Origin of the sequence: Burkholderia diffusa (assembly GCF_902499115.1) — a bacterium.
GTDB lineage: Bacteria > Pseudomonadota > Gammaproteobacteria > Burkholderiales > Burkholderiaceae > Burkholderia > Burkholderia diffusa.
Genome location: NZ_CABVPN010000019.1, coordinates 13,168 through 25,875, shown reverse-complemented (window position 1 = coordinate 25,875; position 12,708 = coordinate 13,168). Strand labels below are relative to the sequence as shown.

Here is a 12,708-nt window from a genome sequence, read left to right as displayed (position 1 = left end):
TCTGATGATCGTGTGACAGCAGCGGTAGCGAGGTTGGTATGACGACGGCGATGGTGAAACAGGAACTGGCGGTAGCGTCCTTGAGCACGGTGTACGACCTCGAGCAGGTCGAGACCGCGTTGAACGACTTGAACGAGAGCGCGAGCGACGCACTGCGCGCCACCTACGAGCGGATGCTCAAGACCGGCAATCTGCGCTTTTGCGTGAAGCCGAACCGGATGCCGTCATTCGACGAACTCGGCGGCGCGCTGCCCAATTTCACCGAGCCGCTCGACGACGTGCGCAAGCAGGTCGCGCTGTGCCTCGAGACGGACGACCGGCTCGAACTGATGCCGATCCTGCTGCTCGGGCCGCCCGGCATCGGCAAGACGCATTTCGCGAAGGCGCTCGCGCAACTGCTCGGCACCGCGTATCACTACGTGCCGATGAGTTCGCTGACGGCCGGCTGGATCCTGTCGGGCGCGTCGTCGCAATGGAAGAACGCGAAGCCCGGCAAGGTGTTCGAGGCGCTCGTCAACGGCAGCTATGCGAACCCGGTGATCGCGGTCGACGAGATCGACAAGGCCGGCAGCGACGCGCAATACGATCCGCTCGGCGCGCTGTACGCGTTGCTCGAGCACGACACCGCGCGCGCGTTCGTCGACGAATTCGCCGAAGTGCCGATCAACGCGGGCAACGTGATCTGGGTCGCGACCGCGAACGATGCGCAGGCGATTCCGGAGCCGCTGCTGAACCGGATGAACGTGTACGAGATCGCGCCGCCGGACGCGGCCGGCGCGCGCCGTATCGCGCAGACGATCTACGACGAGATCCGCACGTCGCACGCGTGGGGGCGGCGCTTCCCCGACACGCTCGACGACGACGCGCTCGACGTGCTGGCCGCGACGCCGCCGCGCACGATGCGCCGTGCGCTGCTGCATGCGTTCGGCGCCGCGCGGCTCGGCGGCCGCGACGTGATCGCGCCGTCCGACATCCGCGCCGACGAGGGCGCGACGAAGCGCCGGCCGATCGGATTCTGAGCCGGCCTGCACGCGCCTCGCCGCGTGGCGCGTGCAGGCCGATACGGAGACGTTCGGCAAGCGGGCGGACCGGGACGTACAATTCCCTTCTCTCCCCTCGATGCGCAAGCGGCGCGAAACGCCATGGAGCAGATGGACTGTGTGGTGATCGGCGCGGGTGTCGTCGGCCTTGCGATTGCGCGGGAACTGGCCGCGCGCGGGCGCGAAACCATCGTGCTCGAGGCGGCCGACGCGATCGGCACGGGCACGAGCTCGCGCAACAGCGAGGTGATTCATGCGGGGCTCTATTACCCGCGCGGTTCGCTGAAGGCGCTGTCGTGCGTGCACGGGCGCGACCTGTTGTACGAGTTCTGCGAGACACGCCACGTGCCGCACCGGCGCGTGGGCAAGCTGCTCGTCGCGACGAGCGCCGCGCAGGTGAAGCAGTTGAAGGCGATCGCCGCGCGCGCGGCGGAAAACGGCGTGCTCGACCTGATGCCGCTCACGCGTGCCGAGGCGCAGACGCTCGAGCCCGCGCTCGAATGCGCGGAGGCGCTGTTCTCGCCGAGCACCGGTATCGTGGACAGCCACCAGCTTATGCTGGCGCTGCTCGGCGACGCCGAGCGCGACGGCGCGATGTGCGCGGTGAAATCCCCGGTCGAATCGATCGACGTGCTGCGCGGCGGCCGCTTCGTGGTGCGTACCGGCGGCGACGCGCCGACCGAAATCGAGGCCGCGTGCGTGATCAACAGCGCGGGCCTCGGCGCGCAGGCGCTCGCGCGCCGCACGCGCGGGCTCGACCCGCGCTGGGTGCCGCCGCTCTATCTCGCGCGCGGCAACTACTTCAGCCTGTCCGGGCGCGCGCCGTTCTCGCACCTCGTCTATCCGATGCCCGACCGCGCCGGGCTCGGCGTGCATCTTACGCTCGACCTGGCCGGGCAGGCCCGTTTCGGCCCGGACGTCGAGTGGGTCGATGCGTTGCGCTACGAAGTCGATCCGGCGCGCGCGCCGGCGTTCTACGCGTCGATCCGCACATATTGGCCAGGGCTACCCGACGATGCGCTGCAGCCGGCCTATGCGGGGATCCGGCCGAAGCTCGCGGGGCCCGGCGAGCCGCCGGCCGACTTCATCGTGCAGGGCGCGGCGCAGCACGGCGTGCGCGGGCTCGTGAACCTGTTCGGCATCGAGTCGCCGGGGCTGACCGCGTCGCTCGCGCTCGCGCAGCGCGTCGGCGACATGACGTCGCATGGGTGACGCACGCGGCCCGCATTCGTGCGGACCAGCCGTGTGAATTCCGTGTGAGCTCCCGTGTGAAATCCCTTATCTCCGGCATTTCGGCGCGCACATTCATTCGCTTGAGCGTTATTCTGTCGAACGGCTGTCGCCAGAACAGCTTTCAAACCGATAACGTTGGAGCGAGTCCCCCATGAAAACATCCCGTCGGAGTTTCCTGATTACGAGCATTGGTGCCGTGTCCGCGCTGGCGCTTTCGCGTGAAGCGCTGGCCGATGCGCCGATGCTGTCGGAAACCGATCCGGCCGCGGTGGCACTCGGCTACAAGGCCGATGCCACGAAGGTCGACAAGGCGAAGTATCCGAAATACGCGGCGGGCCAGGATTGCGCGGCCTGCATGCTGTACCAGGGCAAGAAGGGTTCGGCTTCGGGCCCGTGCGGCGCCTTCCCCGGCAAGCAGGTGTCGGCGAAGGGCTGGTGCAGCGCATTCACGAAGATGGGTTGAGGCCCGTGCGGCATCGTGCGATGCCGCAATGTGGCGAAAACCGCAAAACGCCCGCCGTCGAAAGATGGCGGGCGTTTTTATTGCTTGAAAACGGTTCCGTCGCTTTCTACACTCGCTGCAAACCAGCGCGCCGCGGCACATTGCTCCGCGTCGCCCGACACGGCGAATTCACGAGGATGAGGCACGCATGGCGACGATTGCGAATTCAACGAAAACGATCCGGCCCGAGCGTGCGCTGAACCGGCGCGCGGTCGTGGCGGCCGTGATCGGCAACGCGCTCGAGTGGTACGACTTCACGGTGTTCGGCTTCATGACGGTCGTGATCGCCGAGCTGTTCTTCCCGACGACCAGCGAATACTCGTCGCTGCTGCTGACCACCGCGACGTTCGGCGTGGCGTTCTTCATGCGCCCGATCGGCGGCATCGTGTTCGGCCTGTACGCCGACCGCGCGGGCCGCAAGGCCGCGCTGTCGCTCGTGATCCTGCTGATGACGGCCGGCATCTTCCTGCTCGCGATCGCACCGCCCTATGCGGCGATCGGCATCGGCGGCCCGCTCCTGATCGTGCTTGGCCGCCTGCTGCAGGGTTTCTCGGCGGGCGGCGAATTCGGCAGCGCGACCGCGCTCTTGATCGAAGCCGCGCCGTTCTCGAAGCGCGGTTTCTACGGCAGCTGGCAGATGGCGAGCCAGGCGGCCGCGCTGCTGATCGGCGCGCTCGTCGGCGCGGCCGTCACGCGCGGGCTGTCGCCCGATGCGCTGCGCAGCTGGGGCTGGCGCGTGCCATTCATCCTCGGGCTCGTGATCGGCCCGATCGGCTTCTACATCCGCCGCCATCTCGCGGATTCCGAAGCGTTCCTGCATGCGCAGCAAAGCGCACGCCGCGCGACGCTCGGCGAAGTGTTCACGCGCCACCCGCGCGAGGTGCTGTGCGGGCTCGGCTCGGTGATCGCGCTGACGGTGACGATCTACGTGCTGATCAGCTATCTGCCGACCTTCGCGGTGAAGCAGCTGAAGCTGCCGTACGCGGAATCGTTCTATGCGGTGATCGTCGGCAACCTGCTGTTGATGGTGCTGTCGCCGGTCGCGGGCGCGTGGTCCGATCGCATCGGCCGCAAGGGGCTGTCGCTGTGGTCGCTCGTGCTGACGCTCGCGCTGATGTATCCGTTGTTCGCGTGGCTCGACGCGGCGCCGAGCATCGGGCGGCTGATCGCGGTGCAGGCCGTGCTGTCGGTGACGCTCGCCGGCTACTACGGGCCGTTCGGCGCGATGATCGCCGAGCTGTTCCCGGCCAACGTGCGCTCGACGGGGCTGTCGATCGCGTACAACGTCGCGGTGATGCTGTTCGGCGGTTTCGGGCAGTTCATCGTCACGTGGCTGATCAAGGCGACGGGTTCGCCGCTGGCGCCGACCTACTATGTGATGGCCGGGCTCGCGCTGTCGATCGTCGCGGTCGCGTTCGTGCCCGCGCGCAGCGCGGATCTCGACGCGCCGGCCTGACGGCTGCACTGCAGCGCGATCATCGTTTCGAAATCCGCAACGATGCGGGCCTTGGCCCCGAAATCGGTGCAACGATCGTTCGCGTCCGCGAACGAATTGTTTAGTTGTCGAAGGAAACACGCGCGGGATGAACGAATTCGTCGCCCGTGCGCGCGGACGCACTTTTCGCGTGCGCGAGACATCCGCAAAAACCCGCGTGAATGCGTCTAGAAGAGTTTTTTCTCCAGCTTGTTGCAAAATCGCTAGCTCAAGTAATATCCGCGTACCCGGCCCCTGGGGGGACCGGTTCCGATCTGGAGACCTGGAGGAAACATGGAATACAACCGTCTGTTGCACACCCTGCGTGTTACCGCCATTGCAGGCGTGGCAGCGGCATCGCTCGGCGTCGCGGGTTCTGCAATCGCACAGATCCCGAACAAAACGCTCGTCTACTGCTCAGAAGGCAGCCCGGCGGGTTTCGATTCCGCGCAATTCACGACCGGCGTCGATTTCACCGCCGCCACATTCACCGTCTACAACCGCCTCGTCGAATTCGAGCGCGGCGGCACCAAGGTCGAGCCGGGCCTCGCCGAGAAGTGGGACGTATCGTCCGACGGCAAGGTGTATACCTTCCACCTGCGCCATGGCGTGAAGTTCCACACGACCGACTTCTTCAAGCCGACGCGTGAATTTAACGCGGACGACGTCGTGTTCACGTTCGAGCGCATGCTTGATCCGAACCAGGCGTTCCGCAAGGCCTACCCGGTGTCGTTCCCGTACTTCACCGACATGGGCCTCGACAAGCTGATCACGAAGGTCGAGAAGGTCGATCCGTACACCGTAAAGTTCACGCTGGCCGAGCCGAACGCGCCGTTCATCCAGAACATGGCGATGGAATTCGCGTCGATCCTGTCGGCCGAATACGGCGATCAGCTGATGAAGGCAGGCAAGGCCGCCGACATCAACCAGAAGCCGGTCGGCACGGGCCCGTTCATCTTCCGCAGCTACACGAAGGACGCGACGATCCGTTTCGACGGCAATCCTGATTACTGGAAGAAGGGCGCGGTGAAGATCTCGAAGCTGATCTTCTCGATCACGCCCGACCCGGGCGTGCGCGTGCAGAAGATCAAGCGCAACGAATGCCAGGTGATGAGCTATCCGCGTCCGGCCGACATCGCGACGCTGAAGGCCGACTCGGGCATCGACATGCCGTCGCAGCCGGGCTTCAACCTCGGCTACCTGGCGTACAACGTCGAGCACAAGCCGGTCGACAAGCTCGAAGTGCGTCAGGCACTCGACATGGCGATCAACAAGAAGGCGATCCTCGAGTCCGTGTACCAGGGCGCTGGCCAGGCCGCGACCGCACCGATGCCGCCGACCCAATGGTCGTACGACAAGAACCTGAAGATGGCGCCGAACGACACCGCGAAGGCGAAGGCGCTGCTCGCGAAGGCAGGCTATCCGAACGGTTTCGAGATCACGCTGTGGGCGATGCCCGTGCAACGCGCGTACAACCCGAACGCCCGCCTGATGGCCGAGATGATCCAGGCCGACTGGGCGAAGATCGGCGTGAAGGCGAAGATCGTCACGTACGAGTGGGGCGAGTACATCAAGCGCGCACACACGGGCGAGCAGGACACGATGCTGATCGGCTGGACGGGCGACAACGGCGACCCCGACAACTGGCTCGGCACGCTGCTCGGCTGCGAGGCGATCAAGGGCAACAACTTCTCGCACTGGTGCTACAAGCCGTTCGACGAGCTGGTCCAGAAGGGCCGCACGACGACGGGCCAGGACGCGCGCACGAAGATCTACACGCAGGCCCAGCAGATCTTCGCGCAGCAGCTGCCGTTCTCGCCGATCGCGAACTCGACGGTCTACCAGCCGGTACGCAAGAACGTGGTCGACATGCGCATCGAGCCGCTCGGCTACGCACGCTTCGACGGTGTCGGCGTGAAGTAATACGACCGGCGTAAGCTGTCCCCGAAGACCGAGACCGGTAATTCATCCGGCGGCGGGAGGCCAAAAGCTTCCCGTCGCCGGTCGCACATTTCCCACAAGAAAATACGAGACGCATCATGTTCACATTCGTGTTGCGCCGCGTGGGGATGGTGATCCCGACCTTCATCGGCATCACCATCCTGGCGTTTGCGCTGATTCACCTGATACCGGGCGACCCCATCGAAGTGATGATGGGCGAGCGCGGCGTCGATCCCGCGATGCATGCGGAGGCGATGAAACGCCTCGGGCTCGACCAGCCGTTGCCCATGCAGTACCTCCACTACATCGGCCGGGCGCTGCATGGCGATCTCGGCACGTCGATCATCACCAACACGAGCGTCGCGGGCGAATTCTTCGCACGCTTCCCGGCGACCGTCGAGCTGTCGCTGTGCGCACTCGTGTTCGCGCTCGCGGTCGGGCTGCCGGCCGGCGTGATCGCCGCGCTGCGACGCGGCTCCGTCGTCGACCACGGCGTGATGGGCACCGCGCTCACCGGCTACTCGATGCCGATCTTCTGGTGGGGGCTGATCCTCATCATGGTGTTTTCGTCGTATCTCGGCTGGACGCCCGTGTCGGGGCGCATCGCCGTCGAATACGACTTCCCGCACCCGACGGGCTTCATGCTGATCGATGCGCTGCTCGCGCCGGACGAAGGCTCGTTCAGGTCGGCGGTCAGCCACCTGATCCTGCCCGCGATCGTGCTCGGCACGATCCCGCTTGCGGTGATCGCGCGGATGACGCGCTCGTCGATGCTCGAAGTGCTGCGCGAGGACTACATCCGCACCGCACGCGCGAAGGGGCTGTCGCCCGCGCGCGTGGTCGTCGTGCATGCGCTGCGCAATGCGCTGATCCCGGTCGTCACCGTGATCGGCCTGCAGATCGGCACGCTGCTCGCGGGCGCCGTGCTGACCGAGACGCTCTTCTCGTGGCCCGGTGTCGGCAAGTGGCTGATCGATGCGATCGGCCGTCGCGACTATCCGGTCGTCCAGGGCGGCATCCTGCTGATCGCGACGCTCGTGATCGTCGTGAACCTGGTCGTCGACCTGCTGTACGGCGTGCTGAATCCGCGCATCCGCCACACGAGGTAATTCCATGAGCAATCTGCAAAACACCCTGCCGAGCGAATCCGCGCCGGCCGGCGGCCGTGCGCTCGCGCTGCGCGAGTTCTGGGCCAACTTCTCGCGCAACCGCGGCGCCGTCGGCGCCGGCATCGTCGTGCTCGTGCTGATCCTGGTCGCGCTCCTTGCGCCGCTGATCGCCCCGCACAGCCCGGTCGAGCAATACCGCGACTACGTGAAGATCCCGCCCGCATGGCTCGCGGGCGGCAACTGGCAGTTCATCCTCGGCACCGACGAAGCGGGCCGCGACATTCTTTCGCGCCTGATGTTCGGCGCGCGGATGTCGTTCTGGATCGGCTTCGTGTCGGTCGTGCTCGCGCTGATCCCCGGCATCGTGCTCGGGCTGGTCGCCGCGTTCTTCCAGAAGTGGGCCGACACGCCCGTGATGCGCATCATGGACGTGCTGCTCGCGCTGCCGTCCCTGCTGCTCGCGGTCGCGGTCGTCGCCATCATCGGCCCGGGCCTCACCAACACGATGTTCGCGATCGCGATCGTCGCGCTGCCGGCCTATGTGCGCCTGACGCGCGCGTCGGCGCTCGGCGAGTTGCAGAAGGAGTACGTGACGGCGTCGCGCGTGGCCGGTGCCGGCACGCTGCGCCTGATGTTCTCGCAGGTGCTGCCGAACTGCACGGCGCCGCTGATCGTGCAGGCGACGCTCGGCTTCTCGTCGGCGATCCTGGACGCGGCCGCGCTCGGCTTCCTCGGCCTCGGCGTGCAACCGCCGACCGCCGAGTGGGGCGCGATGCTGGCCTCCGCGCGCGACTACATCGACAACGCATGGTGGATCGTGACGATGCCCGGCCTGTCGATCCTGATTTCGGTGCTCGCGATCAACCTGCTCGGCGACGGGCTGCGCGACGCGCTCGATCCCAAACTGAAACGGATGGCGTGAACATGAGCCAAGATCTTCTGACCATCCGCAATCTCGCGGTGAACTTCAACGGCCTGCCCGCCGTCGACCGGATCAACCTGTCGATCGCGCCGGGCGAGGTGGTGGGCGTCGTCGGCGAATCGGGCTCGGGCAAGAGCGTGACGATGATGGCGCTGATGGGCCTGATCGACGCGCCGGGCAAGGTGACGGCGGATGAAGTCACGTTCAACGGCGTGGACCTGCTGAAGGCGTCGCCGAAGGCGCGCCGCAAGATCGTCGGCAAGGACATCGCGATGGTGTTCCAGGACGCGCTGTCGAGCCTGAATCCGAGCTACACGGTCGGCTACCAGATCAAGGAAGTGCTGAAGCTGCACGAGGGCCTGCGCGGCGACGCGCTGCATCGGCGCGCGCTCGAGCTGCTCGACCAGGTCGGCATTCCCGATGCGAAGAACCGCATCACGGCGTTCCCGCACCAGATGTCGGGCGGGATGAACCAGCGCGTGATGATCGCGATGGCGGTGGCGTGCAACCCGAAGCTGCTGATCGCCGACGAGCCGACCACCGCGCTCGACGTGACGATCCAGGCGCAGATCATGGACCTGCTCGTGAAGCTGCAGAAGGAGCGCGGGATGGCGCTCGTGCTGATCTCGCACGATCTGGCCGTGGTGTCGGAGGTCGCGCAGCGCGTCGCGGTGATGTATGCGGGCGAGGTCATCGAGACCAACCGCGTGCCGGACATCTTCCGTGCGCCGCATCATCCGTACACCGAAGCGCTGCTCGCGGCGATTCCCGAGCACAATCAGGGGGCGCGTCGCCTTGCCGCATTGCCGGGCATGGTGCCGGGCCGCGATGATCGCCCGTCCGGGTGCCTGTTCGCGCCGCGCTGCAAGTACGTCGTCGACGACTGCCGCAAGGCGCGGCCGGCGCTCGATACGCTGGTGCCGGCCAACGATGCGATGCGTGCGCGCTGCATCAAGCCACTTAATGTTTCCAACCTCGACCTGACGGGAGGCGCACGATGAATGCAGTCCACGAAACGCGTGCGCCGCACGATGACGACGTCGTGCTGGTCGCCGACCAGCTCGCGAAACACTACACGGTGAAGCGCGGCATGTTCGGCCAGGGCACGGTGAAGGCGCTCAACGGCGTGTCGTTTTCGCTCAAGCGCGGCAAGACGCTCGCCGTCGTCGGCGAATCCGGTTGCGGGAAGTCGACGCTCGCGCGGCAGCTGACAATGATCGAGACGCCGACGTCCGGCCATCTGTCGATCGACGGCAAGGACGTCGCGGGCGCCGACCGCCACCGGGTCGCCGAGCTGCGCCGCCGCGTGCAGATGGTGTTCCAGAACCCGTTCGCGTCGCTGAACCCGCGCAAGACCGTCGAGCAGACGCTCTCCGAGCCGCTCGAGATCAACGCGAACCTGACGGCCGCCGAACGCGCGTCGCGCATCGCGCAGATCATGCGCACGGTCGGCCTGCGGCCCGAGCACGCGAAGCGCTATCCGCACATGTTCTCGGGCGGCCAGCGCCAGCGGGTCGCGATCGCGCGCGCGATGATCCTCGATCCGCGGATCGTCGTCGCCGACGAGCCGGTGTCCGCGCTCGACGTGTCGATCCAGGCGCAGATCCTGAACCTGTTCATGGATCTGCAGGAGCAGTTCAAGACGAGCTACGTGTTCATCTCGCACAACCTGTCGGTGGTCGAGCACGTCGCCGACGACGTGATGGTGATGTACTTCGGCAGCGTCGCCGAGCTCGGCGACAAGGCGACGATCTACGCGCGGCCGCGCCATCCGTACACGCGCGCGCTGATGTCGGCGACGCCGGCGATCTTCGAGGAAGACCGCCGTGTGCAGATCAAGCTGCAGGGCGAGCTGCCGTCGCCGCTCAATCCGCCGTCGGGCTGCGCGTTCCACCAGCGCTGCCCGTACGCGGTCGAGCGCTGCCGCGTCGAGGAGCCGCAACTGCGCGAAGTGGACGGCCGGCGTGTAGCCTGCCATCGGGCCGAGGAGGTAGGGGAGGCGAATGCCTGAAGCGTTGGCGGCGCGCGCGTCCGGCGTGCGCCGTGCGGGGGCAAGCAGCGCGCGCGTGATGCGCGCGTACCGCTACGCGCGGCGCTGGAGCGTGCGTACCGTTACGGGCGCGGCGCTGGCCGGCGCGTGCGTGGCGGCCAGCGTTGCTGTTCCCGTCGAATCCGCGCGCGCCGAAGGGCGCGCGCCGGCCACTTCACCGATCCATCCGTCGCAAGTCCCGCCGCCCGGCATGAGCCTGCCGGGCTTCCACGCGCCCGCCGTGTCGGACGGCACGGTGTCGCGCGGCACCGTGCGCGTGCAGCCCGCGCGCATGCCGTTCTACGTTGCGACCAAGGGCAGGGTCACGCTGTACGTGCTCGGCACGCTGCATACGGGCGACCCGTCCGACTATCCGCCCGCGCAGCCGTTCCGGCCGCGCATCCTCGGGGCGCTCGCGGCGTCGCCGACGCTCGCGCTCGAACTGTCGCCGGACGATCTGCTCGAATCGCAGGACGACGTGTCGAAGTACGGCGTGTGCCGCTACCCGTGCCTGCAGCGCCTGTTGCCCGATCCGCTGTGGCAGCGCCTCGCGGGGCGCCTGCGCGGCAATCCGGCGGCGCTTGCCGAGATCCGCAAGATGCGGCCGTGGCTCGCGGCGCTCGTCGTCGAAACCTACGACTCGCTGTCGGCCGGCCTGCAGACCGAGTACGGCACCGAGGCGCAACTGCAGAACGTGTTCCTGAAGAAGAAGGGCGGCCGCGTGATCGGGCTCGAGACGCTCGCCGAGCAGATGCGTGCGTTCACCGGGCTGACGCTCGCCGAGCAGCGCGAGATGCTCGCGCAGGACATGGTGCAGACGCCGGCGCAGAACGCCGACGACATCAAGGCGCTGCACCGGCTGTGGCAAATTGGCGACGCCGATGCGATCTCGGCGTGGGCGGTCGCGAAGAGCGAGCGGCTGGCCCGTTCGAAGGCGCTGTCGGCGTCGATCGACAACAAGATCCTGTACGAACGCAACCGGCGCTTCGTTGCACGGATGACGGCAATCGCCGCGCCGAACCGGCCGGTATTCGTCGCCATCGGCGCGCTGCATCTGGGCGGCCCGCGCGGGGTGCTCGAATTGTTGCGCCAGCAAGGGTATCAGGTCGACGCGAACTGATCGCGCCGGGCGCCGTGCACCGATCCTCCCCTGCTTGATCGACGACACGCACGCGCTGCGAGGTGCCGGCGGGTGCCCGTGCCGCCGCTCGATTCGATAAGGAAAACCCTTGAATCCTCAGAAAATAGCGTTTAAAACGATTGACATCCGGTTCTGCCGATCTCTATTCTTCATCCCACAAGTTGAAAAAATGAAAAGAATAGAAAAAGTTCTACGGGGTAGCAGAAAACAATGCGCGGGGTTAGCGTAGCCGGCACGTGATGTCGTGCCGGCCGCGTAGTGTCTGCATGCACGGCGGGGCCAAACATCGTCGGTACAACAAATGCATGCGACAGACTTGCGGATAAGCGACGTTCCGTCGTCCGACCGGGGGAAGCAGCAATCGGGTGGCGGCGGACGTTTTTTTATTCCGGAGCATTTTTCCGGTCACCGTCGAAAGACGGTTTCGGGGGGCGAATCGACAGACGGCGAAGGCCGCGGCGATTGCGCCAACAGAAAAGCGCCACGAGGGCGCTTTTTTCTTTGGTGCGGCGGTTTTTCATCTGGCGGCAGCGCGGCTTGCGCGCCGGTCAGGCGCCTTCGTCGGCCTCCAGCGCGCCCGGGGCGACGACATCGATACCGGCCGCTTCGAGCGCCGCGCGGATCCGCTTCGCGAACGCGAGCGCATGCGGGCCGTCGCCGTGCAGGCAGACGGTCTGCGCATTGAGCGGCACCCACTCGCCGCTCACCGACTGCACCTGCCGATCGCGCACCATGTCGAGCGTGCGCGCGAGCACCGCTTCCTCGTCATCGATCAGCGCGCCGGGCTGGCTGCGCGGCACGAGCGAGCCGTCCGCGCGGTAGCCGCGATCGGCAAACACTTCCTCCACTGCGGCGAGCCCCGCATGCCGCGCGGCCGCGACGAACACGCTGTTCGCCAGCCCGAACACGGCAAGCGACGGATCGAAGTCGTGGATCGCGGACACCACCGCGTCGGCGATCATCGGGTCGCGCGCGGCCTGGTTGTACAGCGCGCCGTGCGGCTTCACGTGCGCGATGCGGCCGCCCTCGGCCTGTGCGATCGCCGACAGCGCGCCGAGCTGGTACAGCACGCCGGCGTAGATGTCGCCGGCCGGCAGTTGCATCTCCTTGCGGCCGAAATTCTCCGGGTCGTGAAAGCTCGGGTGCGCGCCGATCGACACGCCTTTCTGCACGGCCCAGCGCACGCAGTCGCGCATCGCATTGGCGCCGCCTGCATGCCAGCCGCACGCGATGTTCGCCGACGTGACGAGGTCGAGCAGCGCCTCGTCCGATCCGCATCCTTCGCCGAGATCGGCATTCAGATCGATTTCCATGATG

11 protein-coding genes are annotated in these 12,708 nt (G+C 66.8%); 10 read left to right on the top strand and 1 reads right to left on the bottom strand.

What is annotated here, in order from left to right:
* The first annotated feature begins 38 nt into the window (after window positions 1-38).
* From BTE28158_RS19835 to BTE28158_RS19790, 10 genes are all read left to right on the top strand, one after another.
* Entirely contained in the window at window positions 39-1,019 is a 981-nt protein-coding gene (locus BTE28158_RS19835) for an AAA family ATPase (RefSeq protein ID WP_059607402.1), read from the top strand.
* A gap of 123 nt (window positions 1,020-1,142) precedes the next feature.
* Window positions 1,143-2,252, top strand: coding sequence for an NAD(P)/FAD-dependent oxidoreductase (locus tag BTE28158_RS19830; protein WP_151049577.1), 1,110 nt, complete (start codon window positions 1,143-1,145; stop codon window positions 2,250-2,252).
* A 172-nt stretch (window positions 2,253-2,424) separates the two neighbouring features.
* Complete coding sequence (locus BTE28158_RS19825) at window positions 2,425-2,736, top strand: high-potential iron-sulfur protein (RefSeq protein ID WP_059508331.1); 312 nt, start codon at window positions 2,425-2,427, stop codon at window positions 2,734-2,736.
* A gap of 187 nt (window positions 2,737-2,923) precedes the next feature.
* Complete coding sequence (locus BTE28158_RS19820) at window positions 2,924-4,231, top strand: MFS transporter (RefSeq protein WP_059607399.1); 1,308 nt, start codon at window positions 2,924-2,926, stop codon at window positions 4,229-4,231.
* 312 nt (window positions 4,232-4,543) lie between these two features.
* Window positions 4,544-6,172 carry an ABC transporter substrate-binding protein gene (locus BTE28158_RS19815; RefSeq protein ID WP_151049578.1) on the top strand — a complete coding sequence of 543 codons (1,629 nt, stop codon included), beginning with the start codon at window positions 4,544-4,546 and terminating at the stop codon, window positions 6,170-6,172.
* Window positions 6,173-6,288: 116 nt separating this feature from the next.
* Window positions 6,289-7,299, top strand: a complete 1,011-nt coding sequence (locus BTE28158_RS19810) for an ABC transporter permease subunit (protein WP_151049580.1) — start codon at window positions 6,289-6,291, stop codon at window positions 7,297-7,299.
* Window positions 7,300-7,303: 4 nt separating this feature from the next.
* On the top strand, window positions 7,304-8,221 hold the full coding sequence (locus BTE28158_RS19805) for an ABC transporter permease subunit (RefSeq protein ID WP_059607393.1): 918 nt from the start codon (window positions 7,304-7,306) through the stop codon (window positions 8,219-8,221).
* A gap of 2 nt (window positions 8,222-8,223) precedes the next feature.
* The gene (locus tag BTE28158_RS19800) at window positions 8,224-9,222 is read left to right on the top strand and encodes an ABC transporter ATP-binding protein (RefSeq protein WP_059607392.1); all 999 of its coding nucleotides are present in this window, start codon (window positions 8,224-8,226) and stop codon (window positions 9,220-9,222) included.
* Window positions 9,219-10,232, top strand: coding sequence for a peptide ABC transporter ATP-binding protein (locus BTE28158_RS19795; RefSeq protein ID WP_124626963.1), 1,014 nt, complete (start codon window positions 9,219-9,221; stop codon window positions 10,230-10,232). Before BTE28158_RS19800 ends, BTE28158_RS19795 begins: the two co-directional genes overlap by 4 nt.
* Window positions 10,225-11,370 (top strand): TraB/GumN family protein, encoded by a 1,146-nt coding sequence (locus BTE28158_RS19790; RefSeq protein ID WP_151049582.1) that lies wholly within the window; start codon window positions 10,225-10,227, stop codon window positions 11,368-11,370. Before BTE28158_RS19795 ends, BTE28158_RS19790 begins: the two co-directional genes overlap by 8 nt.
* Before the next feature lie 569 nt (window positions 11,371-11,939).
* Here the strand turns inward: BTE28158_RS19790 and pxpA are convergent.
* Entirely contained in the window at window positions 11,940-12,704 is a 765-nt protein-coding gene (pxpA, locus tag BTE28158_RS19785) for a 5-oxoprolinase subunit PxpA (protein WP_124626961.1), read from the bottom strand.
* Window positions 12,705-12,708: the final 4 nt, after the last annotated feature.